A 21399-nucleotide genomic window follows, 5' to 3' on the forward strand; every position below is an offset into this window, starting at 1 on the left:
GAAGCCTAGGCCCTGACCTCAGGTATTGACCCTAGGCGGTGACACTGACATCCAGGGTCACCTTCTTCCGGAGAGTCCGGCGAGCAGGGTCGCGGCATCAGGGCTCGCGTCGAGCAGCGCGCCGATGTGGCGCCGCGTGCCGCGGGTCGGGTCGAGCATCGGCACGCGCTGCAGCGCCTGGGACCCGTCGACGTCGAAGATGACGGAGTCCCAGCTCGCTGCCGAGATCTGGCTCCCGTAGCGGGCCATGACCTCGCCCCGGAAGTAGGCCCGCGTGTCCGTCGGCGGGTGCTGCACCGCTCGCGCGACGCTCTCCTCGTCGACGATGCGGTCCACCGCGCCCTTGGCGAGCAGGCGGTGGTAGATGCCACGCTCCGGGCGCACGTCGGACCACTGCAGGTCCATGGCGTGCAGCCGCGGGTGGTCCCACTCCAGGTTGTCGCGCGAGCGCAGGCGGTCCAGCAGCCGCATCTTGGCGATCCACTCCACCTCCCGTGCGCAGGAGCCCGGGTCGGTGCCGAGCCGTTCGAGGACCGACGTCCAGCGGTCGAGCACGGCGTCCGACTCCGCGTCGGTACCGAGCACCTTCAGGGACCGTCGTACGACGTCGGCGACCTCGCCCTGGACCTCCAGCGCGGTCATGGTCCTGCCGTCCGCCAGGTCGAGCGGTGCGGTCAGCGCGAGGTCGCGCGAGACCTTCTGCACGTCGCTCACCGGACTGGCCAGCCGGAGCGCATCGAGTTCGGCACGGGCGTCCACGCCCGCCTCGGCCAGCTCGTCGAGGTGCTCCAGCACCCAGAGCACCAGCGACGTCGTGCCCGTCTTCAGGTAGGTGGGCACCTCCATCAGGTTGGCGTCCCCGAGGATGAGGTGCAGGCGCCGCCACCGCTGCCGGTCGGCATGTGGCTCGTCGCGGGTGTTCACGATGGGCCGGCGCAGCGTCGTCTCCAGGCCGATCTCGGCCTCGATGTAGTCGGCACGCTGGGAGATCTGGTAGCCGGCGGTACCGCTCGTCGCCCCCAGGCCCACGCGGCCGGAGCCCGTGAACACCTGGCGGGTGACGAGGAACGGCGTGATGAGCTCGGCGAGCGTCGTGAAGGGCAGCGCCCGGTCAACGAGGTAGTTCTCGTGCGTGCCGTAGCTGGCGCCCTTGCCGTCCACGTTGTTCTTGTAGAGGACCACCTCGCTGCCGGGGAAACCCGCCAGCTCCCGCAGGGCCGCGAGCATGACTCGCTCGCCGGCGACGTCCCAGCGGACGATGTCCTCGGGCGACATGACCTCGGGCGAGGAGTACTCGGGGTGGGCGTGGTCCACGTACAGCCGCGCGCCGTTCGTCAGGATGACGTTCGCGGCGCTCGGGTCGTCGTACTCCTCGGCGGCGGGCCGCTCGACCTCCTGCGTCGGACCCGACCGACGTCGGTTACGGCCGGGCAGGCCGGGCTCCACCACGGGGACCTGCCCGGTGACAGGGCCCGACGGCGCGGGCCGCGCCGGGTCGTCGGTCAGCATCGAGGGCTGCGCGGAAGCACGGTCGAGGTGGAACCCGCGCGCGTCCTGCAGCGGGTCCTCGTCGTCGTAGTCCCAGCGAGCCTTGCCACCCGTCCCCTCGGCACGGGTGGAGATCGCCCGGTAGGTCGTCACCACCTGGCTCGACAGCAGCATGGGGTTGGCCAGCGGCCGCCCTGGTTGCAGGACCCCGTACTCGGTCTCTATGCCCATCACACGACGTACGCTCACGTTCACCACCCTATGCCGGAGTAGTCCCGTCGGTGAGGCAGGGTCCGCGCCCGCCTGTCGGTCGGACGCGAACCCTGCCCCGATGGCCGTCAGAGGTACTGGCCGGTGTTCTGGACGGTGTCGATCGTGCGCGGCGTGGCGCCCTCGCCCTTCTTCTGGACGATGGTGCGGATGAAGACGATGCGCTCGCCCTTCTTGCCGCTGATGCGCGCCCAGTCGTCGGGGTTGGTCGTGTTCGGGAGGTCCTCGTTCTCCTTGAACTCGTCGACGCAGGCGGTCAGCAGGTGCTCCACGCGGATGCCCTTCTGCCCGGTGGCCAGGAAGTCCTTGATGGCGTTCTTCTTGGCCCGGTCCACCACGTTCTGGATCATGGCACCCGAGTTGAAGTCCTTGAAGAAGAGGGTCTCCTTGTCGCCGGAGGCGTAGGTGACCTCCAGGAACTGGTTCTCCTCGTCCTCCGAGTACATCCGCTCCACGACCGAGGTGATCATGCCGTCGAGGGCCGAGGCGATGTTGTCGCCGTACTCCGCCAGGTCGTCCGCGTGGATCGGCAGCTCCTTGGTGAGGTACTTGCCGAAGATCTCCTTGGCACCCTCGGCGTCCGGCCGCTCGATCTTGATCTTCACGTCGAGACGTCCGGGGCGCAGGATGGCCGGGTCGATCATGTCCTCACGGTTGGACGCACCGATGACGATGACGTTGTCGAGTCGCTCCACGCCGTCGATCTCCGCGAGGAGCTGGGGCACGATGGTCGTCTCCACGTCCGACGAGAGGCCGGTTCCGCGGGTACGGAACAGCGACTCCATCTCGTCGAAGAAGACGACGACGGGCATACCCTGGCTGGCCTTCTCCCGGGCCCGGGCGAAGATCAGGCGGATGTGCCGCTCGGTCTCGCCCACGTACTTGTTGAGCAGCTCCGGACCCTTGACGTTGAGGAAGTAGCTCTTCACCTCGGGGTTGCCCCCGTGCGCGCGAGCGACCATCCCGGCGAGGGAGTGGGCCACCGCCTTGGCGATGAGCGTCTTGCCGCATCCCGGCGGGCCGTACAGGAGCACGCCCTTGGGCGGACGCAGGCCATGCTCCCGGAACAGGTCGGGGTGTGCGAACGGCAGCTCGACCGCGTCCCGGATGGCCTCGATCTGCTGGCCGAGACCACCGATGTCCTCGTACTCGATGTCCGGGACCTCTTCGAGGACCAGCTCCTCGACCTCGGACTTCGGCACGACCTCGAAGACGAAGCCGCTGCGGGTGTCGACGGTGAGCGAGTCACCGACGCGGAGCGGCACGTCCATGACCGAGCCGGCGAGGCGCACCACGCGCTCCTCGTCCGCGCGGCCGACGACGAGCACGCGGTCGCCCCCGAGCATCTCCTTGACGGTCACGAGCTCGCCGGTGGTCTCGTACTCGCCGGCACCCACCACCGTCATGGCCTCGTTGAGCTTGACCTCCTGGCCAGGGCTCAGCCGCGTGACGTCCAGACTGGGGCTGGCGGAGACGTGCATCTTGCGGCCGGCGGACGAGATGTCCACCGAACCGTCCGTGTGCGCGCCCAGGAACACGGCATACGTGCCCGGCGGTTTGGCGAGATCGTCGAGCTGCTTCTTCAGCTCGACGATCTGATCGCGCGCCGCACGGAGAGCCTCCGCCAGGCGCTCGTTCTTGGCTGAGAGGAGGGCAATCTGGCGCTCGTAGTCGCGGTTTGGCAAAGACTCATGCTCGGGATGGTTGTATCCTGACGTGTTCTCGGTCATGACATCCCCTCTCGTAGGGCCCGGGAGGCGACCATATGACGCAAACGCCTCCGAGAACAGCACTCTAAGCACAGTCACTGACACACCGGGAGTAAGAACACCCGTTTGAGACGTCCGGGGTACTCGATCGTTACAGCCCGTTCACGCAGGCGGGGTGTTCGCATCCTCGGGCGCAACGCCCAGGTCACGTCGCACCTTGCGGACCTTCTTGTCCGACACCGCGCGCTCCCCGAGCTCCTCCGGAGTCCACTCCGCCTCGGCCGTCACGGGGTACGCACCCTTGGCAGGACGCCGTTTCCGCTCGGGTGCGACGACGCCGTCGGCCATCCGGCGGGCGATGATGAGAAAGCCCGTGTGGCCGATCATGCGGTGCTCGGGACGCACGGCCAGACCCTCGAGGTGCCAGCCTCGGATCATCGTCTCGAAGGCCGCCGGCTCGGTGAACCGGCCGTCCGCACGCAGATCTTCCGCTGTGCGCGAAAGTTGGGTTGTGGTGGCCACGTAGCAGACGAGGACCCCGCCGGGGGCGAGCGCCGAGGCGACCGCCTCGACGTTCTCCCAGGGTGCGAGCATGTCCAGCACCACGCGGTCGACCGAGCCCGGCTCCGCGACCTCCGGCAGTACGTCGGAGAGGTCGCCGACCGACAGCTCCCACGCCGGGTGCGGCCCGCCGAAGAACGTCTCGACGTTGCCCTGGGCGATGGCGGCGAAGTCCTCGCGCCGCTCGATCGAGTGCACGTGGCCGGCGTCGCCGACGGCACGCAGCAGGGACATGGTCAGCGCGCCGGAGCCGACGCCGGCCTCGACCACGCGCGCGCCCGGGTAGATGTCCGCCATCGCGACGATCTGCGCGGCGTCCTTCGGGTACACGACGGCTGCTCCGCGGGGCATCGACAGGACGTAGTCGGCCAGCAGGGGGCGCAGGGCGAGGTACTCGATCTCGGCGGTGTTGACCACCACCGAGCCCTCGGGCTGCCCGATGATCTGCTCGTGCTTGAAGTAGCCCTTGTGCGTGTGGAAGGTCCCGCCAGGCTGCAGCGTGATGGTGTGCAGGCGACCCTTGGGGTCGGTGAGCTGGACCTTGTCGCCCACGCGGAACGGGCCTCGGCGCAGTTCGGCGCCAGTGGCGGTCGGGGTATCGGTGGGTGTGGTCACGACGGACCATCCTAGGCGCTGGGTTCCCCGCCCGCGTGCCCCGGGAGGGCGCCGTCGGTCACGTCGCCCGGACCGCCCGCGCCACGTCGGCGAGGTCGAGCACCCCGGTGACCCGGCCGGCGTCGACCACCGGGACCAGCCTGGCGCCGCCCGACCGCTGGGCCAGGTGCGTCAGCAGCGTCGTGCCCGACATCTCGGGGTGGACCGCCGACCCCGGGACGAACGGCACGGCCACGGCGTCGACCTGGGTCAGCTCCCTGGCCGATGCGGGCACCGCGTTGACGGCGTCGCCGTCGAGCACGGCGACGGGAGCGTCGTCGTGCCCTCCCACGACGACCATGTAGTGCGCCGGCGCACTGCCGCCCGCTGCCGCCGCCCGGGCGCTCAGCGCCTCCGCGACCGTGGAGCCGAGCGGCACGAGGACGACGGGCCCGGCGAGCGCCGCCGCGGACAGTCCGTCGATCGCCTCCCGGCGCAGGCCGTTCGTGATCGCGGCGCCCGCGCCCGCCCAGAGGAAGGCTCCGATCAGCGCGGACCACAGCACTGTGGTGAGGCGTGGGGTGGTGCCCTGCACGAACGGCACCGCCAGGGCCCAGACCAGGACGCCGACGGCGACGACGCGGCCCACCCAGCCGGCCACGACGGTCCCGGTGGTGCGCTTGCCGGTGATCGCCCAGACGATGGACTCGAGGATCTGGCCGCCGTCGAGCGGCAGGCCGGGCAGCAGGTTGAAGGCCCCGACGAAGGCGTTGGACAGCGCCCCCGCGTACAGCAGGAGCGTCGGGACGTTCAGCGCCGGCGAGGCCTGGTACGCGAACCAGAACCCGGCTGCGAGCGCCAGGTTCGTCAGGGGTCCGACGACGGCGACGAGGAACCCGTCCAGCGGCCGCCCCAGGCCGCCGGTGTAGGCGGTGTGACCGCCCCAGAGCGTGACGGCGAGCTCGGTGACGTTCTGGCCGCGCGCCCGGGCGACCAGCGCGTGCGCGGCCTCGTGCAGGAACACGGAGCCGAACAGGAGCAGGACAAACACGAACGCCACGAGGTAGGCGCCCGCGCCGAGTCCTGGCGCGAGCGCCTGGACGTTGGGCACGAACAGGATCGTCAGGATGAACGCCGCGAGGAACCAGGATCGCGTGACGATGACTGGTGCGCCGGCCACGCGGCCGATGACGAACCCTTTCGAGCGCTGCGGGGCGGGCGGTGCGGGCGTGGAGGCGGGCTCCGAGGTGGTCACCGCACAAACCTATCCGGCCTGTGGCCCTCGAGGGCACGGCACGCTGTGGACGGCTGCCCGGGGATGTCGGTGGCCGCACCTAGGGTTGGGGCCATGACGACGACGGAGGTATCCCAGGAGCCGGTGCTGGACGTAACGGCGGAGGCGGCCGACGGCGCCGTGTCGGCCGTGCGTGCGCCGTCGCGGCCGCCGGCCTTGTCCCCGTCTCGCGCGAACGACTTCATGCAGTGCCCCCTGCTGTTCCGGTTCCGCACGGTGGACCGGTTGCCGGAGCCGCCGTCGGCCGCCGCGGCGCGGGGCACGCTGGTGCACTCGGTGCTGGAGCGGCTGTACGACGCGCCGCTGGGTGAGCGCACGCTGGCCGCCGCGCACGACCTGCTGCCCGGTGAGTGGGACCGGCTGCTGGAGGCGGACGACCGGTACACGTCGCTGTTCACCGACGGCATCGGCCCGGACGGGCAGGACCGCGAGGGATGGCTCGCGGGAGCAGGCTCGCTGCTGGGTACGTACTTCACGCTGGAGGACCCGAACCGGCTGGAGCCGGCCGAGCGGGAGCTCCTGGTGGAGTCGCAGCTCGACGGGGGTCCGCTGCTCCGCGGCATCGTGGACCGGCTCGACGTCGCACCGACCGGCGCCGTGCGGGTGGTCGACTACAAGACCGGCAAGTCGCCACGCCCGGGCTACGAGTCGTCGGCGGTGTTCCAGATGCGCTTCTACGGGCTGGTGCTGTGGCGCGAGCGCGGCGTGCTGCCCAAGATGCTGCAGCTCGTGTACCTGGGCGACGGTCAGGTGCTGCGCGGCGAACCAACCACGGGTCAGCTGGAGCAGACGGAGCAGAAGATCCGCACCATCTGGTCCGCCATCGAGGACGCCGCCCGGACCGGCGAGTGGAAGCCGCGCAGGTCGAAGCTCTGCGGCTGGTGCGCGCACCAGTCGATGTGCCCGGAGTTCGGCGGTACGCCCCCCGAGATCCCGGAGGGCGCGATCCCGCTGCGCCTGGGAATCACCGTCTGAGCCGGGACAACCGGCTCGCTCCAGCAGAGCTCGGTCCAGCAGAGGCTCCACCCAGACGGCTCAGCCCAGCACGGCTCAACCCAGCACGGCTCAACCCAGCAGGTCGATGACCTCGCCCGACACGATCCGGCCGAGGGTCTCGAGATCGATCTGCTTGAGCGATCCGGCTCGGTTCAGGCCCGGTCGCGGCGGCACGGGCACCTCGGCGGGCACACCGAGCGTGCGGGCGCCCGACGCGAGCGCCGACGTGATGCCTGGTCCGGAGTCCTCGATGGCCACGCAGTCCTCGGGCCGCGCGCCGAACAGGGCTGCCGCCACGAGGTAGGGCTCCGGGTCCGGCTTGCCGTGCGCCACCTCGTCGCCGGTGACGAGGTGGGCGAAGGTGCCCGCCGGGGCGCCATCGGCCACGACCTCGGCCTGGCTGCGATAGGACATGGTGACGATCGCGCAGGGGACCTGCGCCGCCCGCAGCTCCTCCAGGAGCTCCAGGACACCGGGGCGCCACGGCACCGCTTCGCGCAGCTGCTCGTTGACCCTGGCGACGAGCCAGGCGACGATCTCGGCGGGCTCGAGCGGGACGCCGGCGTCGCGCAGCATGGCACCGGTGGTCAGCAGCGCCTGCCCGACGGCGCCCAGCGCGTCCTCGTGCGTCCACGTCGCTCCGTGCGCCGCGACGATCTCGCGCTCGGCGCGCATCCAGTACGGCTCGGTGTCGACCAGGGTGCCGTCCATGTCGAACAGGACGGCGGCGGGAAGGACGGCGGATGAGTCGTGGGGCACCGGAACATCGTAGGTGCCGACGTTGTACGGCCGGTAACCGGCGGCGGAGCCACGGGTGACGCCCTGGCGACCTGCCGGCCGTGCGGGAGTGGCGGACGATAGCGCCATGACGCACACCGCGGCCTCCCGCACAGCAGCCTCCGGCATCGCCGCCTTCACCTTCGAGATGGGCGTGCTCAAGCGCCTGCGCCGTTCCGGCTGGTGGCAGGTGGGCATCCGGGACCCGGAGTCGGTGGCCGAGCACAGCCTGCGGGTCGCGCAGCTCGCCGCCCTGCTGGCCGCGGAGGAAGGTGCCGACCCGGCGCGCGCCGCCTACCTGGCGCTCTGGCACGACTCCCAGGAGACCCGCATCACCGACCTTCCGCACACCGCCCGCCCGTACATCACCAAGCCGGACAACGTGGCGGTCACCCGCGACCAGGTCGCTCCCCTGCCGCACGCCGCCGCCGCGACCGTCGTCGACGCCGTCACCGAGTTCGAGGCACAGCTGACGCCGGAGGCACGTTGCGCGCGCGACGCGGACAAGCTGGAGTGCCTCGTGCAGGCGGTCGAGTACCGGCACGGGGGCCATGCCGGCGTGCAGGAGTGGATCGACTCGTCCTACGCCGCGCTCCGCACGGATGTCGCGAAGCGGGTGGCGGACGCCGCGCTCAACCAGTCACCCATGAGCTGGCGGGACTGAGGCGAGCGCCCCTGCGGCTCAGTCCGCCAGGAGGCTCTCCGCCCGCTCCTCCTGGTCGGCGTCGAGCCGGGTCTTGCCGAAGGCGGCGACCGCCTCGTCGAACGTCTCGTTCACCGTGGGCTCGATCTCCACGACGCCGACCGGGGAGACGATCGCCTCGTCGTACTCCGCGATCCATGCGTCCATGTGCGCCACGTAGGCGTCGCGCGCCTGGTCGAGCTCGCTGCCGTCGGGCAGCGTCACCGCCTTGGCGTCCTCCTTGGCGGCCAGGACCTCCGCCCGGGCCTCTTCCGCGAGGTCGGGCACGTCCGCCATGAGCGCGGTGGCGAGCTCCTCCTGCTCTCCGGCGTCGGAAGTGGCCTCGATCTCGTCGAACCGGCCGCTGAGCTCGTCGATGTAGTCACGCATCGTCGACTCGCTGTGCTCCACGACGTCGAGCAGCACGTCAGCGGGCTCGCTGGAGCGTTCGGCCTGAGACCAGGCGATGCCGCCGCCGGCGCCGGCGACGACGAACGCGCCGACCGCGGACAGCAGGGCCCGATGATTTCGCAGGTTGCGCATTAGTTCATACTCACCCGAACCTCGGGTACCTCGCGCACCTCGCAGTGTGATTCGCGACGGAGCAATCAGACATATACCCCTCTTTCGGGCAAGAAATCTGGTCCCTGGGCTCCCGCAGACACAAAATCGCTGTCCGTCGCCGTCTCGCCGAACCTACCGTGGCGCCATGCCGAAGATGCGTGTGGAGCTCCCGGCGGCAGACCGGGCGGCGGCCCAGAAGATCCTTCGGAGATACGCCGACGGCGGCTGCGACCGGTCCTGTGACGACGCCGCCCTCGACGAGATCTGGCGCCTCGGGCATACCCCGGCGGGCAGGCCGGAGTGCGTGGGGATCACGAACGGTTCGCCGACCTACCTGAAGTTCGACATCGAGGTCCACCCCGGCGTCTCGCACTGAGACTCGCCCTGGGACCCGCCCTGGGACCCGCCCTGGGACCCGCCCTGGGGCTCGCAATGCGCCCCGTTCGTCGTCCACCCTGCCCCGGTACGTGTCATGCCCGCTCAGCGGCATGAGCACGATGATCGTGCCTGCCCATACCAGCGCAATACCCCAGGTACGGGCTCCACGACGCAACTCACAGCCCCGCCGCGCGCACCGCGACGTCCTGCGCGATGCTGGCCCACGATCGGCGGCCATGGCCGGCGAGTCCCGGTAGCACCGACGAGGAGGAGCAGACCGTGTTCGGACCCGATTTCTTCGAACGACTCTCGCAGCGGACGTACTACGACCTCGACGGCAACCCGATCACCCAGGACCAGTGGTCCGTGCTGCGGCTCGGGGCCGGCAGCGGTCACGTCGCCCGCGACCAGATCGGCTTCTACCACGTCTCCACCGCCTGGACCGGGATCGACGCCACGGCCCCGGTCGACGACGACCACGGCCACACCCCGCTGATCTACGAGACCTTGGTGTTCGTCGAGCGGCTCGACCCGGACGGCGTCCTGTCCGAGGACGACAAGCTCGACTGCACCGAGGAGTACGCGGAGCTGCACGCCACACGCGACGACGCGCTGGCCGGCCATCACCGTGCGACGGCGATGGTGCGCAACTGGGTGGTCAACGGCCGACCGGAGCGCTGACGACGGAGGTCCAGGATGCAGACCAGCACACGTCCCCCGACCACCTCTCTTGCCGTCCGTCGCGCCGTACGCGGCCCGGCGGCCTACGGTGAACCGATGCACGGAACCACCCCGCGGGAGCTGGACCCCGCGGGAGCACAGACGCTGCTGACCGAGCACTTCGAGCCCGGCGCGGACCGTCTCGCGCACTCGATCGGCGTCGGCCGGCGCGCCGAGCACGTCGCGCGCGTGCTCGGCTGCCCGGACCTGCTCGTCTCCGCCGCCTACCTCCACGACATCGGGTACGCCGCCGCGGCCCGGGACACCGGACTGCACCAGCTCGACGGTGCGCGCTACCTCCGAGGGCTGGGGGCACCGCCGGAGCTGACGGGCCTGGTCGCGCACCATACGGAGGCGACCGTGGAGGCGGCGGAACGAGGTCTGGACGGGGCGCTGCGACGCGAGTTCCCTCGGCCGGCCTCTGACCTGCTGGACCTGCTCACCTACTGCGACCTGACGACGTCGGCCCGGGGCGAGTCCGTGACGGTGGACGAACGGTTCGAGCGGATCTACGACCGCTACCCGCCCGGCCACCTCGTGTCCCGGAGCATGCAGGACGCGGAACCGCGGCTGCGCAGGCTGGTGTCCGGAATCGAGCGCCGGCTGGCGCTGCGGTTCAGGTGAGGAAGGGCTGCGTCCGCGTCGGGTCCACCGCGTGCTCGATCCGCAACCGCATCGAGGGGTGGATGGCCAGCTCGCCGAGGCGGTCGACCTGCTGCCACACGACCTCGCTGGACTCCCCCGAGGTACGGGCGGCCCCTCCGGTGACCGTGCCACGCATGCAGATGGAGAACTGGGCACGGACCTCGCCGTCCGAGTACTCGATCACGTGCCGGGGATCGGTGTAGATCCCGACCAGGCCCGTGATCCGCACGCGGTACCCGGTTTCCTCCTCGGTCTCCCGGACGCCCGCCTCACGGACGGTCTCCCCCGGGTCGATACCTCCGCCCGGGAGGGCCCAGAGGTCGTTGTCGGTGCGGTGGATGAGCAGCAGCCGTCCGCCGTCGTCCCGCACCGCCACCGTGACCGAGGGGACCACGGAGTTCACGGGCGGCGCGGTCGGGTCGTCGAAGTAGTCGAACCGCACCATCACGCCACCCTGCCCGAGTCCTCCGTCCGAGGCCATGCCTCCAAAGGTTTGGCCGCCGCCCAGACCCGCTCGAACCCAGCCTGGTAGGCGGGTGCCATCGACGCCTCCGGCCCGTCCTTGAGGTGCAGCAGCGGGTTGGCGCCCGCGGGAGAGCCCCACACGTGGGTGTTGACGAGCAGGTCGTCGTCGAACCGGAACGTCGTGGCGTACAGGGTGCGGTCGTGCAGGCGTACCTCGACGCCCGGGGTGCCGAGCGCGGGCGCCAGGTAGGCCAGCACCAGCGCGATCCGCCCGGCGAGGCCCGTACCGCCCTCCTCCTGCGTGCGCACCGCCACGGCGTCGCCGTCCGGGTCACCGAGCAGCAGGCGCACCTGCACTCCGCGCGCCGCCATGGTCACGATCTCCGTGGTCAGGTCGAGGGTCTGGTCGGGCAGGAACGTCGCCGCGAAGGCGTGCAGCTCGAACCGCTGCTCCACGCCGGCGAGGAAGGCGCGCCAGGTCCCCGACGGGACGGCGCGGCGTGCCGGGTAGACCCCGACGATCTCCTGCGCCGCTGCCTCGGCCCGGTCGACGTCGCCCCACAGCGCCGCGACATCGCAGCCCAGGGCCTCGGACACGGCCACGCGGTGGCGCGGGTGCGGCGTGCGGCCCTGGGCCACCCACCGCTCCACGGTCTTCGGGTCCACGCCGACGGCGGCCGCGAGCCGCACCTGGCTCAGGCCGGCCTGGCTCATCGCGGCGACCAGTCTTTGATTCCTCACGTGTTACCCCCCAGGGACGTATCTATCACCGAAACGTCCCGACCGCTGCCGATGGCACGTCCCATGCCCTCGGCGCACAGTGGTATCAGCCAGTCGTCACCAGTCCGTCCCCTGCCCGACCCATGCTCCGGAGAGTCTCGTGAATCCCATTGCGACGCAGTCGGTCACCGAACGTCTCGGCGATGTCATCGATCTGCTGCGGCACGTTCGTGCGGACTGGATCGAAGTTCTCACCGTCACGCCCGAGCGCGTCTGCCTGCAGCCCTGGCACCTGGACGACGGCGAGAGCATCGCCCGCGCGCTGGGTCTCGACCACGCCATCGACCAGCGCATGATGAACCCTGGCTACACGTTGTGGACGGGTACCTGGCGCGGTGTCGAGGTACAGGTCCGCGGCGCGCTGCGTGCCGGCGTCCCGGTGTTCTGACCTGCTCGTCCGCGCCGCCGCAGGCGGCCGACCATCAATTCGCCCGTCCGCGAACGCGGCCGCGCCCCTGGCCACGCCGAGCGCCCCACACCATAGGCTGGGGGGATGACCGACGCGCATCACGAGCAGCCGGAGCAGGCCTCGCCTCGCCAGACCGTGCTCCTCGCTGCCTTCGAAGGTTGGAACGACGCGGGGAGCGCTGCCACGTCGGCCCTCACGCACCTGGCCGAGGTGTGGGGCGCCGAGAAGGTGACAGAGCTCGACCCCGAGGAGTTCCACGACTTCCAGGTCAACCGGCCGTACATCTCGCTGGACGACGACGGCAAACGCTCCATCACCTGGCCCACGACCTCCGTGTCGGTGGCGCAGGTGGGCGAGCGCAAGGTGGTGCTGGTGCACGGGGTCGAGCCGTCCATGCGCTGGCGCAAGTACTGTGAAGAGCTGCTGCGGGTGGCCGACGACCTGGGTGTGCGGACCGTGATCACGCTCGGTGCCCTCCTGGCCGACGTGCCGCACACGCGCCCCATCCCGATGACCGCGACGTCGGACAGCGTGGGCCTGCAGGCGGTGCTCGACATCGAGGCCAACACCTATCAGGGGCCCACCGGGATCGTGGGGGTGCTGCAGCACGAGGCCGCGCAGCGCGACCTGCAGTCGGTCAGCCTGTGGGCGGCAGTGCCGCACTACGTCGCCAACCCGCCGTCGCCCAAGGCGACGCTCGCCATCCTCACGCGCGTCGAGGAGATACTCGGTGAGTCCGTCCCCATGGGCGAGCTGCCGGACGACGCCGCCGCCTGGCAGCACGGCGTGGACGAGCTGGCCTCCGAGGACTCGGAGATCTCCGAGTACGTGGCCCAGCTCGAGGAGGCGAAGGACACCGCGGAGCTTCCGGAGGCGTCGGGCGACGCGATCGCGCGGGAGTTCGAGCGCTACCTGCGCCGGCGGGACAGCGGCGGCAAGGACAGCGGCCCCGAGAAGCTCTGACCGGCTGACCGGACGCAGCCTGACCGGCCGCAGCCTCACCGGACGCAGCAAAGAGGCCTGAGCCCACTGGGCTCAGGCCTCTTCTATTCGGCTTCGGCGGTCGGGTTCACGCGCTGTTCGAGATCGGTTCGATCCGCACTCCGGCGTCCGGACCGTGAAATCCCACCCACGTCTCAAGACACCGTGCGGCGTCCTCTACGCGGTCGTAGACCGGTGCGTAGCCCGGCCCGTTGCGCACCACGCGATAGCGCGTGCTGCACCGGGGCGTCGTCGTGACGGTGACCCGGGTCTCACCCGTGAAGTCTTCCTCGTACTCCGTCATGCTCCCCATCCTGCCCCGGGTTAAATGCAAACGGAAGCAGGGGTCAAAACTAACCTGGCCGGCGCATGGCGTGGTGCTGGCCTACCTGGCGCAAACCGGACCGGCGAGGGGTCAGAGACGCACTCCGAGCAGGGCGTTTACCGTACGAGCCATGATTCCGGGAGCGCCCTCCTCGTCCGCGGACGTGTCCCGCGCGGGGTCGAGGGAGAGGTCCGCCCACGCATCGACGGCCGCCAGCGCGGCCGGCGCGTCGAGGTCGTTCGCGAGCGCCGCACGGACCGCGGCGAGGGTCGCGTCGGCGGACGGACCACCGTTTCCCGAGACCGCATCGCGCCATCGGACGAGCCGCGCCTCACCCTCGGGCATCGAGGTCTCGTCCCACTCCCACTCGGTGCGGTAGTGGTGGGCCAGCAGCGCCAGGCGGATCGCCATCGGGTCGTGGCCCTCCTCGCGCAGGCGCGACACCAGGACGAGGTTGCCGAGCGACTTGCTCATCTTCTCGCCCTCGTAGCCGACCAGGCCCGCGTGCACGTGCGTGCGCGCACCGGCGGGCTCAGCGCCCTCTGTCCCCGGACACAGCACACGCAGGTGCGAGGTCGACATCTCGTGGTGGGGGAAGAGCAGGTCAAAACCGCCGCCCTGCACGTCGAACCGCTCCCCCGCCGCCAGGCCGAGGCCGTCCCGGGCGATCACCGCGCACTCGATGTGCCAGCCCGGGCGTCCCGTGCCCAGCGGGCCCCCGTCCCAGGCCGGCTCGCCGGGCCGTTCACGGCGCCACAGCAGCGGGTCGAGCGGGTCCTTCTTGCCCTCGCGGTCGGGGTCACCACCGCGCTCGGCGAAGTAGGCCAGTGCCTGCTCCCGGTCGAGGCGTGCGACGGTACCGAAGCGAGGGTCGGCGGTGAGGTCTGCGTAGACGTCGCCCAGCTCCGGCGTTGGACCGCCGGCGCCCGGCTCCAGCGGGACGCGGTAAGCGGCCCCGGACTCGAGCATGGCGGCCACCGCCCGCGCGACGTCGGGCACCGACTCGACGGCCCCCGTCCACGTCTGCGGCGGGATGACACCGAGCGCTGTCATGTCCTCGCGGAACAGGGCGGTCTGGGACGCGGCGAGCTCACGCCAGTCGACCCCTGTGGCCTCGGCGCGCTCCAGCAGCGGGTCGTCGACATCGGTCACGTTCGAGGTGTAGGCGACGTCCTTGCCCGCGTCCCGCCAGGCGCGCACCAGCAGGTCGAACGCGACGTAGGTGTTCGCGTGCCCGATGTGGGTGGCGTCGTACGGGGTGATGCCGCACGCGTACAGCCGGGCCCCCGGCCCTGGCGCCGCCTCGACGAGCTCACCGGTCGAGGAGTCGTGGACTCGCACCGGGTGGGCGGCGGGGAAGCCGGGAAGCTCCGGGACTTGGGGTGTGGGCCAGGCGTGCACGCGACCAACGATAACCGCCGCCCAGGACACTCCCGGACCACGTCAGGGCGGTGAAAGTGTGTTCTACGCGACGCCGCCGGTCGCGTCGATGGTGCCCGACATGAGCAGCCACACGACGACGCCCGCGAGCGCGAACCGGTAGAACACGAACGGCTTGTAGGAGTAGTTCCCGATGATCTTGAGGAACCCGATGATGACCGCGTACCCGACGCCGAACGCGATGATCGTCGCGATGATCGTGGCGCCCCAGCCGGGCGCCCCTTCGGGGATCGGCTCACCCAGGGTCTTGATCAGCTGGTAGAAGCCCGAGCCGAGCACCGCGGGCAGCGCGAGCAGGAACGAGTAGTCCGCCGCCGCCTTCCGGGTGAAGCCCATGGTCAGGCCGGCGGTGATCGTGCCGCCGGAGCGGGACACCCCCGGGACCAGCGCCAGCGCCTGGGCCAGGCCGAAACCGAGGGCGCTCGGCCCGGTGAGCGACGTCAGCTCGCGCTCCTGGCGGCCGAAGACGTCGGCCAGGAGCAGCAGGAGCCCGAAGAACGTGAGCGTGAAGACGGTGAGCCAGAGGTTGCGGAAGGTGGACTCGATCTGGTCCTGGAACAGGAGGCCGAGCACCACGATCGGGACCGAGCCGAAGATGATGTACCAGCCCATCGCGGCGTCGTGGTTCACACCCGCGCCAGGGCGGCCGTGCCGCAGGTCCACCGAGCCGGACCGCGGCCCCAGGCCGGTCCGTGCACGCCAGCCGCTGCCGTTCGCGCCCGAGAGGGCCTTGAACCAGGCGACGAGGATCGCGCCGATCTTCTTGCGGTAGTAGATGATCACCGCGATCTCGGTACCGATCTGCGTGATCGCGGTGAAGGCTGCACCAGGGTCGCCCGAGCCGATCAGCTCACCGACGATCCGCAGGTGCGCCGACGACGAGATCGGCAGGAACTCGGTAAGGCCCTGCACCAGGCCCAGAAGGATCGCTTCCCACGCAGTCACGGGCGGTGACACTACCCCACGGCGCGCCTCCGGACGCACCCGCCGCAGCCGCGGGTAGCCTGCCGCACATGGAACGACGCCGCGTAGGCAGGTCTGGCCTACGGGTCTCCGAACTCGGGCTCGGGACCATGACATGGGGCCGCGACACCGACGAGATCGACGCGGCCGAGCAGGTACGGGACTTCCTCGACGCAGGTGGCACCCTGATCGACACCGCGGCCAGCTACGCCGACGGCGACGCCGAGCGCGTCATCGGCACCCTGCTGTCCGGCAAGGTCGAGCGCCACGAGCTCGTGCTCGCGACCAAGGCGGGCATCCGCTCGGAGTCGCGGCCGGACGGCGGCTCGGGGCGCGTGGTGGACGCCTCCCGCGGCGCGCTGCTCGACAGCCTCGACGAGTCGCTGCGGCGCATGGGGACCGACCACGTCGACCTGTTCCTCGTGGCCTGCCCCGACCCGCACACCTCGCTCGAGGAGACCTGCAACGCGCTGCGCATAGCGGTCACCACGGGGCGCGCCCGGTACGTCGGACTGAGCAACCATCCCGGCTGGGCCACCGCCCGCGTGGCGACGCTGCTCGAGCCCGACGTCGGTCTGGCCGCCGTCGAGCTCGAGTACTCCCTGCTGCAGCGCGGCGTGGAGCGCGACGTGCTGCCCGCCGCCGACGCCCTCGGCGCGGGGCTGCTCGCCTGGTCACCGCTCGGGCGCGGGGTGCTCACGGGCAAGTACCGCCGCGCCATCCCGGCGGACTCCCGGGCCGCCGGGGCGCTCGCGGGATTCGTCCAGCCGTACCTGGAGGGCTCGGCGTCCGCCGTCGTGGAGGCCGTGGCCACCGCGGCCGAAGGACTCGGCCGCACACCCGGGGAGGTCGCGATCGCGTGGCTCCTGGAGCGCGAGGGCATCGCGTCGGCGATCGTGGGCGCGCGGACGCCCGCGCAGCTTCGTTCGTCGCTGGAGGCCGCGACCCTCGAGCTGCCCTACGAGGTGCACGCCGCCCTCGACGACGTCTCCGCCCCCGAGATCGGCTACCCCGAACGCTGGTGACCGTGCCCGCTCCTGGTCAGCGCTGCTGCGCAGGCTGCGGCTCGTCCTCCTCGACGCTCTCTTCCGCGTCCTCCAGGTCGTCGTCGAAGTCGATGTCCTCGAGGTCCTCGTCCTCGTCATCGTCGTCGATCTCGTCGGCCAGGTAGAACGGCGTCACTTCGCCGAACACGGTGGCCAGGGACTCCTCGTACACCTCGTAGGCGTCGGCGAGCACGTCGTACGCGTCGTCGACGGCGGGGTCGTCGTCACTCCGGCGAGTGGCGACCGCGTGGTGATGGGCCTCGAGTGCGGCAACGAGGCGATCGAGCGCGGCACGCGGTTCAACGGTCATGCCTTGACTGTAGCGCCAGGTCCTGGCCAGCGGGATCGCAAATCCTGATCGTTACGGCGGAGATATCGGGGTACCGTCGCGCCGGCCGGGACCGCCGTGCACAGGGTTCGCCCTCATCTCTGACCAGGCAACATGGTCCCGTGGGGGGACGACGAGCCCGAGCGGGATCGCTTGGATGGCGGACATGAGCACTGCCGCTGCTTCCACGACGCCTCCCCTGACCGGGACCCGACCACGCTGGCTGTTCCTCGACTCGCTGCGGGGGTTCGCCGTCCTCGGGATCCTGCTGGTCAACGCCATCGACATCACCCAGCTGGGAATGGCGCGGGTGATGGTAGGCGGGAGCAGCGTCCCGGACCCGGTGCGCGACGCGCTCCACCTCACCGTCCAGACGCGGTTCGTACCGATCTTCATCGTCCTGTTCGGCATGAGCCTCTGGATCGTGCTCGACGGCGCACGCGCCCGCTCACCGCGTCCGTGGCTGGTGATGGTGCGCCGCATGATCGGCCTGGCCGTCATCGGCGGGCTCCTGATGTTCGTCTACCCGGGCAACATCCTCCTGGAGTACGGCGTGGTCGGTCTGCTGATGCTGCCCGTCGTCCTGCTGGCCCCTCGCGGGGTGACCCTCGGGGGCGGCGCGGTGCTCACCGTCGTCGCGTACGCGATGTTCGGCGGCGGGCTGCCGTCCGTGCCCGGCCTCGTGCTCCTCGGCGCGGGCGCGGCGGCCTTCGGCCTGCCCCGGGCGCTGGAGCTCTCCGGCAAGACCGTGGCCATCGTGTTCGCCGCCGCGGCTGTGCTGACCGTCCCGGCCCTGCTGTGGCAGCTGACCACTCCGGGCGACCCGCGGTTCTCGACGCCGGGCGCGGTCGCCGGTCTCGTCATGGCAGTGCTGTACACGACCGGGCTGGCTCTCCTGTGGCGCACGCCTGCCAGGACGGTCATCGCCGCGGCCTTCGAACCACTGGGCCGGATGGCGCTCAGCAACTACGTCGGGGCGGCGATCGTCATGGCGGTCGCCGCGTCAGTGGTCGACTTCGGCCACCTGACCACCGTGACGCCGGTACTGACGCTGTCGCTGGTGCTGATCGTGACGCAGTCGCTGCTGAGCCGGCTCTGGCTCACGTACTTCCGCTACGGCCCGGTCGAGTGGCTGTGGCGTACCGCGACCTGGCTCCGGCCGGTGGCGCTGCGGCGCGACGCGCGGTCGACTGCGACCCCGGTCACTGTGCCTTGACCGTCCCGTGGGTCACAATGGGCGGAACGAAGTGTGTTGGTGCCGCAGCTCGGCGATGAAACCGACATAAACTGACCTCACCCCGCGACCCGAGGACGGTGCATCAGATGGCGAGAGACGGCTCCGTGTTCCGCAAGCACAGTCAGTACGAGTACCGCGTCATGACGTTCGATCCCGACACCACTGTGCCGGACGCACGCCGGCTGCTCACCGAAGAGGCCGAGTACGGCCGCTGGGAGCTGGCAAGGACCCGTCTCTACATCGGCGGCAGACGCAAGGTCTGGCTCCGTCGCAAGGTCATCAGGGTCTCGTCCACCCTGTGACGGCCGCTCCCCCGTCCGGCGTGTTCCGCAAGGCTCGTGCGGACGCGCCGGACGGTTTCTTCGCCCGCGAGGCAGCCGGCCTGGACTGGCTGCGGGTCCCGGGCGGGCCGCGGGTCGTCGGGGTCTCCGACGTCGGTCCCGGCCATCTCGACCTGGAACGACTCTCCCCCGCCGCGCCCACTGTGGCCGCCGCCCGGGCCTTCGGCGGCACCCTGGCCGTGCTGCACGATTCCGGGGCGGGCGCCTTCGGCGCGGGCCCCGGCCCGGCCTGGGGCTGGCCCGGCACCGCCGGAGGCTGGTTCGGCCCGCTGGACGACCCGCTGCCGATGCCCGGCGGTGCCTGGCACTCCTGGCCGGAGTTCTACGCCGAGGCGCGCCTGCTCCCGCTGCTGGACCAGGGCCGGGCTCGCGGCGTCCTCGGCGACGCCGACGCCCGGCTGGTCGACGCCGTCTGTTCGGCGCTGCCCCGCCTGGCGGGCCCCACCGCCGACGACGAGCCCGCACGCCTGCACGGTGACCTCTGGTCCGGCAACGTGCTGTGGGTCGACGGCGGCCGGGCGGCGGGCCCCGGCCAGAGCCCGCCGCCGGGCGCCGTCGAGGCGGTGCTCATCGATCCCGCCGCGCACGGCGGGCACCGGGAGACCGACCTGGCGATGCTCGCACTGTTCGGCGCACCTCACCTGACCGAGATCCTTGCGGGATACCAGGAGGTCCATCCGCTCGCCCGCGGCTGGCAGCACCGTGTGCGGCTCCACCAGCTCTACCCGCTGGCGGTGCACGCGGTCCTCTTCGGCGGCTCCTACGTGCCCGAGACGCGGTCGCTCCTGGCCGAGCTGGCGGCGTAGCCCACGATCAGCAGGTCGCCAGCAGACGGTCGAGCACGCGCGTACCGAACTTCAGCGCCTCGGTCGGCACCCGCTCGTCGACGCCGTGGAACATGCCCGCGAAGTCGAGGTCGTTGGTCAGCTGCAGCGGTGCGAAGCCGTAGCCGGTGATCCCGAGCCGGTGCAGCGACTTGTTGTCGGTACCGCCGGACAGCGTGTAAGGCAGCACCTTCGCCCCCGGGTCCTCCGCGTCGATCGCCGCGACCATGGCATCGACGAGGGAGCCGCTGAACGGCACCTCGAGCGCCGTGTCCTGGTGGATCGTCTCGATCCGCACCGCGTCGCCGGCAAGCTCGCGCAGCTTCGCCATGCCCGCTTCCTCGTGCCCCGGCAGGAGCCGCACGTCCAGCGTCGCCTCGGCACGGCCCGGGATCACGTTCGCCTTGTAGCCGGCCTGCAGCTGGGTGGGGTTGGACGTGTTCCGCACCGTGGCGCCCACGAACTTCGCGACCGGGCCGAGGGCTGCGATCAGGTCGTCGACCGTCGCCGGGTCCGAGTAGTCCACCGGGAGCCCGGTGAGGTCCCCGACACCGCGCAGCAGGGCGTCGACCGTCGGCGTGATCGTGTACGGCCAGGCGTGCTGCCCGATCCGTGCCACGGCGGCGGCCAGCTCCGTCACCGCGTTCTCCTCGTTGACCTGTGAGCCGTGGCCCGCCCTGCCGTCCGCGACGAGGCGCAGCCAGGCGAGCCCCTTCTCCGCCGTCTGCAGCAGGTAGGCACGCTTGCCGCCCAGCTCGACGGAGTAGCCGCCCACCTCGGAGATCGCCTCGGTGGCGCCCTCGAACAGCTCGGGCCGGTGGTCGACGGCCCACCGGGCGCCGTAGACGCCGCCTGCCTCCTCGTCGGCGAAGAACGCGACCACGACGTCGCGCGCCGGCTTGCGGCCCTCACGCACCATCTGCCGCACGACGGCCAGGATCATGGCGTCCATGTCCTTCATGTCGACGGCGCCACGGCCCCACAGCAGACCGTCGGTCTCCTCGCCGCCGAACGGGTCCACCGTCCAGTCGTCCTTGGCCGCCGGCACGACGTCGAGGTGGCCGTGCAGGACGAGGGCGGGCCGGGTGCGGTCCTCCCCCTCCAGGCGCACGACGACGGACGCGCGCCCGGGAAGGGACTCGAACAGCTCGGGCTCCAGGCCTACCTCGTGGAGCAGCTCCATGACGTACTCGGCTGCGGCGCGCTCGCCCGGGCCCTCGTTGTTGCCGTAGTTCGACGTGTCGATCCGGATCAGCTCCTGGCAGATCCGGATGACCTCGTCGGCGGCGGTAGGGACGGGCGTGGGTACGGGCGCGGGGGTCGGGACGGTCTCAGTCACGGAGCCACCGTAACCGGCCCGTGTGACACGACAAGTCCCCGCGGGGCGCGAGCAGCCGGCCGGAGCATCGAGACGGCCTTCTGGCTGATCGACGAGATCAGCGTCTTCGACGACCTGATCTCGACTAGGTGTGATGTCCAGGGAGGTTGTTCCTGGATTCTGACGACACGCGGCCGGGTTACCAGCTGACGAAGGCCTCCGGTCGTGAAGTGGAGATGTCGAATAACCGCTCCACGCACCGGA

General features: G+C 71.1%; 24 protein-coding genes. 11 read left to right on the forward strand and 13 right to left on the reverse strand.

The window, feature by feature from the left end; all coding sequences use genetic code 11:
- Window positions 1–57: 57 nt before the first annotated feature.
- The 4 genes from dop to LUU90_RS21465 form a co-directional block, all read right to left on the reverse strand.
- Window positions 58–1719, reverse strand: coding sequence for a depupylase/deamidase Dop (gene dop, locus LUU90_RS21450; RefSeq protein WP_275006013.1), 1662 nt, complete (start codon window positions 1717–1719; stop codon window positions 58–60).
- Window positions 1720–1826: 107 nt separating this feature from the next.
- Window positions 1827–3488: a proteasome ATPase gene (arc, locus tag LUU90_RS21455; protein ID WP_275005979.1), complete on the reverse strand. Its 1662-nt coding sequence runs from the start codon at window positions 3486–3488 to the stop codon at window positions 1827–1829.
- A 141-nt stretch (window positions 3489–3629) separates the two neighbouring features.
- Window positions 3630–4643, reverse strand: a complete 1014-nt coding sequence (locus LUU90_RS21460; protein ID WP_275005980.1) for a tRNA (adenine-N1)-methyltransferase — start codon at window positions 4641–4643, stop codon at window positions 3630–3632.
- 58 nt (window positions 4644–4701) lie between these two features.
- Entirely contained in the window at window positions 4702–5877 is a 1176-nt protein-coding gene (locus tag LUU90_RS21465) for a site-2 protease family protein (protein WP_275005981.1), read from the reverse strand.
- A gap of 93 nt (window positions 5878–5970) precedes the next feature.
- On the opposite strand from LUU90_RS21465, the gene LUU90_RS21470 reads away from it, so the two are divergent.
- Entirely contained in the window at window positions 5971–6891 is a 921-nt protein-coding gene (locus LUU90_RS21470; protein WP_275005982.1) for a RecB family exonuclease, read from the forward strand.
- 90 nt (window positions 6892–6981) lie between these two features.
- Here the strand turns inward: LUU90_RS21470 and LUU90_RS21475 are convergent, their stop codons facing one another.
- A complete protein-coding gene (locus LUU90_RS21475) occupies window positions 6982–7671 on the reverse strand; it encodes an HAD family hydrolase (protein ID WP_275005983.1) in 690 nt (229 codons plus the stop codon).
- 106 nt (window positions 7672–7777) lie between these two features.
- On the opposite strand from LUU90_RS21475, the gene LUU90_RS21480 reads away from it, so the two are divergent.
- Window positions 7778–8353, forward strand: coding sequence for an HD domain-containing protein (locus LUU90_RS21480; RefSeq protein WP_275005984.1), 576 nt, complete (start codon window positions 7778–7780; stop codon window positions 8351–8353).
- An 18-nt stretch (window positions 8354–8371) separates the two neighbouring features.
- On the opposite strand, the gene LUU90_RS21485 is transcribed toward LUU90_RS21480, so the two are convergent.
- On the reverse strand, window positions 8372–8914 hold the full coding sequence (locus LUU90_RS21485) for a hypothetical protein (RefSeq protein ID WP_275005985.1): 543 nt from the start codon (window positions 8912–8914) through the stop codon (window positions 8372–8374).
- 166 nt (window positions 8915–9080) lie between these two features.
- Here LUU90_RS21485 and LUU90_RS21490 point away from each other — a divergent pair, with 166 nt between their 5' ends.
- From LUU90_RS21490 to LUU90_RS21500, 3 genes are all read left to right on the forward strand, one after another.
- The gene (locus LUU90_RS21490) at window positions 9081–9311 is read left to right on the forward strand and encodes a hypothetical protein (RefSeq protein WP_275005986.1); all 231 of its coding nucleotides are present in this window, start codon (window positions 9081–9083) and stop codon (window positions 9309–9311) included.
- 281 nt (window positions 9312–9592) lie between these two features.
- Complete coding sequence (locus tag LUU90_RS21495) at window positions 9593–9994, forward strand: hypothetical protein (protein WP_275005987.1); 402 nt, start codon at window positions 9593–9595, stop codon at window positions 9992–9994.
- A 96-nt stretch (window positions 9995–10090) separates the two neighbouring features.
- A complete protein-coding gene (locus LUU90_RS21500) occupies window positions 10091–10657 on the forward strand; it encodes an HDIG domain-containing metalloprotein (RefSeq protein WP_275005988.1) in 567 nt (188 codons plus the stop codon).
- On the opposite strand, the gene LUU90_RS21505 is transcribed toward LUU90_RS21500, so the two are convergent.
- Together LUU90_RS21505 and LUU90_RS21510 are read right to left on the reverse strand one after the other, a co-directional pair.
- Window positions 10650–11159: an NUDIX hydrolase gene (locus LUU90_RS21505; protein ID WP_275005989.1), complete on the reverse strand. Its 510-nt coding sequence runs from the start codon at window positions 11157–11159 to the stop codon at window positions 10650–10652. The two genes, LUU90_RS21500 and LUU90_RS21505, sit on opposite strands and share 8 nt — an antisense overlap.
- Window positions 11123–11884, reverse strand: a complete 762-nt coding sequence (locus LUU90_RS21510) for a helix-turn-helix domain-containing protein (RefSeq protein ID WP_275005990.1) — start codon at window positions 11882–11884, stop codon at window positions 11123–11125. The genes LUU90_RS21505 and LUU90_RS21510 overlap by 37 nt, the downstream gene beginning before the upstream one ends.
- A gap of 139 nt (window positions 11885–12023) precedes the next feature.
- Between LUU90_RS21510 and LUU90_RS21515 the strand changes: the two genes are divergently transcribed.
- Window positions 12024–12311: a hypothetical protein gene (locus tag LUU90_RS21515; protein WP_274995363.1), complete on the forward strand. Its 288-nt coding sequence runs from the start codon at window positions 12024–12026 to the stop codon at window positions 12309–12311.
- A gap of 105 nt (window positions 12312–12416) precedes the next feature.
- Window positions 12417–13295 carry a PAC2 family protein gene (locus LUU90_RS21520; RefSeq protein WP_275005991.1) on the forward strand — a complete coding sequence of 293 codons (879 nt, stop codon included), beginning with the start codon at window positions 12417–12419 and terminating at the stop codon, window positions 13293–13295.
- Window positions 13296–13401: 106 nt separating this feature from the next.
- Here the strand turns inward: LUU90_RS21520 and LUU90_RS21525 are convergent, their stop codons facing one another.
- The 3 genes from LUU90_RS21525 to LUU90_RS21535 all read right to left on the reverse strand — a co-directional run bounded on the left by LUU90_RS21525 (window position 13402) and on the right by LUU90_RS21535 (window position 16023).
- Window positions 13402–13617 (reverse strand): hypothetical protein, encoded by a 216-nt coding sequence (locus LUU90_RS21525; RefSeq protein WP_108494475.1) that lies wholly within the window; start codon window positions 13615–13617, stop codon window positions 13402–13404.
- A gap of 111 nt (window positions 13618–13728) precedes the next feature.
- Window positions 13729–15039, reverse strand: a complete 1311-nt coding sequence (gene mshC / locus LUU90_RS21530) for a cysteine--1-D-myo-inosityl 2-amino-2-deoxy-alpha-D-glucopyranoside ligase (RefSeq protein ID WP_275005992.1) — start codon at window positions 15037–15039, stop codon at window positions 13729–13731.
- Between the two features lie 63 nt (window positions 15040–15102).
- The gene (locus LUU90_RS21535; protein WP_275005993.1) at window positions 15103–16023 is read right to left on the reverse strand and encodes an undecaprenyl-diphosphate phosphatase; all 921 of its coding nucleotides are present in this window, start codon (window positions 16021–16023) and stop codon (window positions 15103–15105) included.
- Window positions 16024–16091: 68 nt separating this feature from the next.
- Here LUU90_RS21535 and LUU90_RS21540 point away from each other — a divergent pair, with 68 nt between their 5' ends.
- Window positions 16092–17066, forward strand: a complete 975-nt coding sequence (locus LUU90_RS21540) for an aldo/keto reductase (protein WP_275005994.1) — start codon at window positions 16092–16094, stop codon at window positions 17064–17066.
- A 16-nt stretch (window positions 17067–17082) separates the two neighbouring features.
- Here LUU90_RS21540 and LUU90_RS21545 read toward each other — a convergent pair whose 3' ends face one another.
- Window positions 17083–17397, reverse strand: coding sequence for a primosomal protein (locus tag LUU90_RS21545; RefSeq protein ID WP_275005995.1), 315 nt, complete (start codon window positions 17395–17397; stop codon window positions 17083–17085).
- A gap of 184 nt (window positions 17398–17581) precedes the next feature.
- On the opposite strand from LUU90_RS21545, the gene LUU90_RS21550 reads away from it, so the two are divergent.
- The 3 genes from LUU90_RS21550 (at window position 17582) to LUU90_RS21560 (ending at window position 19799) form a co-directional block, all read left to right on the forward strand.
- Window positions 17582–18631 carry a DUF418 domain-containing protein gene (locus LUU90_RS21550; RefSeq protein WP_275005996.1) on the forward strand — a complete coding sequence of 350 codons (1050 nt, stop codon included), beginning with the start codon at window positions 17582–17584 and terminating at the stop codon, window positions 18629–18631.
- Window positions 18632–18738: 107 nt separating this feature from the next.
- Window positions 18739–18954: a DUF5703 family protein gene (locus tag LUU90_RS21555; protein WP_274995355.1), complete on the forward strand. Its 216-nt coding sequence runs from the start codon at window positions 18739–18741 to the stop codon at window positions 18952–18954.
- Window positions 18951–19799 (forward strand): fructosamine kinase family protein, encoded by an 849-nt coding sequence (locus LUU90_RS21560; protein ID WP_275005997.1) that lies wholly within the window; start codon window positions 18951–18953, stop codon window positions 19797–19799. Before LUU90_RS21555 ends, LUU90_RS21560 begins: the two co-directional genes overlap by 4 nt.
- A gap of 7 nt (window positions 19800–19806) precedes the next feature.
- Here the strand turns inward: LUU90_RS21560 and LUU90_RS21565 are convergent, their stop codons facing one another.
- The gene (locus LUU90_RS21565) at window positions 19807–21156 is read right to left on the reverse strand and encodes a M20/M25/M40 family metallo-hydrolase (RefSeq protein ID WP_275005998.1); all 1350 of its coding nucleotides are present in this window, start codon (window positions 21154–21156) and stop codon (window positions 19807–19809) included.
- Window positions 21157–21399 lie beyond the last annotated feature (243 nt).

Origin of the sequence: Promicromonospora iranensis, assembly GCF_028994775.1 — a bacterium.
Taxonomy (GTDB): domain Bacteria; phylum Actinomycetota; class Actinomycetes; order Actinomycetales; family Cellulomonadaceae; genus Promicromonospora; species Promicromonospora iranensis_A.

What these genes read in the sequence shown, in the direction of transcription:
- dop (WP_275006013.1), bottom strand. Translation starts at nt 1,719, where the DNA reads ATGGGCATAGAGACCGAGTACGGGGTCCTGCAACCAGGGCGGCCGCTG.
- arc (WP_275005979.1), bottom strand. Translation starts at nt 3,488, where the DNA reads ATGACCGAGAACACGTCAGGATACAACCATCCCGAGCATGAGTCTTTG.
- LUU90_RS21470 (WP_275005982.1), top strand. Translation starts at nt 5,971, where the DNA reads ATGACGACGACGGAGGTATCCCAGGAGCCGGTGCTGGACGTAACGGCG.
- LUU90_RS21480 (WP_275005984.1), top strand. Translation starts at nt 7,778, where the DNA reads ATGACGCACACCGCGGCCTCCCGCACAGCAGCCTCCGGCATCGCCGCC.
- LUU90_RS21485 (WP_275005985.1), bottom strand. Translation starts at nt 8,914, where the DNA reads ATGCGCAACCTGCGAAATCATCGGGCCCTGCTGTCCGCGGTCGGCGCG.
- LUU90_RS21490 (WP_275005986.1), top strand. Translation starts at nt 9,081, where the DNA reads ATGCCGAAGATGCGTGTGGAGCTCCCGGCGGCAGACCGGGCGGCGGCC.
- LUU90_RS21500 (WP_275005988.1), top strand. Translation starts at nt 10,091, where the DNA reads ATGCACGGAACCACCCCGCGGGAGCTGGACCCCGCGGGAGCACAGACG.
- LUU90_RS21505 (WP_275005989.1), bottom strand. Translation starts at nt 11,159, where the DNA reads ATGGCCTCGGACGGAGGACTCGGGCAGGGTGGCGTGATGGTGCGGTTC.
- LUU90_RS21520 (WP_275005991.1), top strand. Translation starts at nt 12,417, where the DNA reads ATGACCGACGCGCATCACGAGCAGCCGGAGCAGGCCTCGCCTCGCCAG.
- LUU90_RS21525 (WP_108494475.1), bottom strand. Translation starts at nt 13,617, where the DNA reads ATGACGGAGTACGAGGAAGACTTCACGGGTGAGACCCGGGTCACCGTC.
- LUU90_RS21540 (WP_275005994.1), top strand. Translation starts at nt 16,092, where the DNA reads ATGGAACGACGCCGCGTAGGCAGGTCTGGCCTACGGGTCTCCGAACTC.
- LUU90_RS21545 (WP_275005995.1), bottom strand. Translation starts at nt 17,397, where the DNA reads ATGACCGTTGAACCGCGTGCCGCGCTCGATCGCCTCGTTGCCGCACTC.
- LUU90_RS21550 (WP_275005996.1), top strand. Translation starts at nt 17,582, where the DNA reads ATGAGCACTGCCGCTGCTTCCACGACGCCTCCCCTGACCGGGACCCGA.
- LUU90_RS21555 (WP_274995355.1), top strand. Translation starts at nt 18,739, where the DNA reads ATGGCGAGAGACGGCTCCGTGTTCCGCAAGCACAGTCAGTACGAGTAC.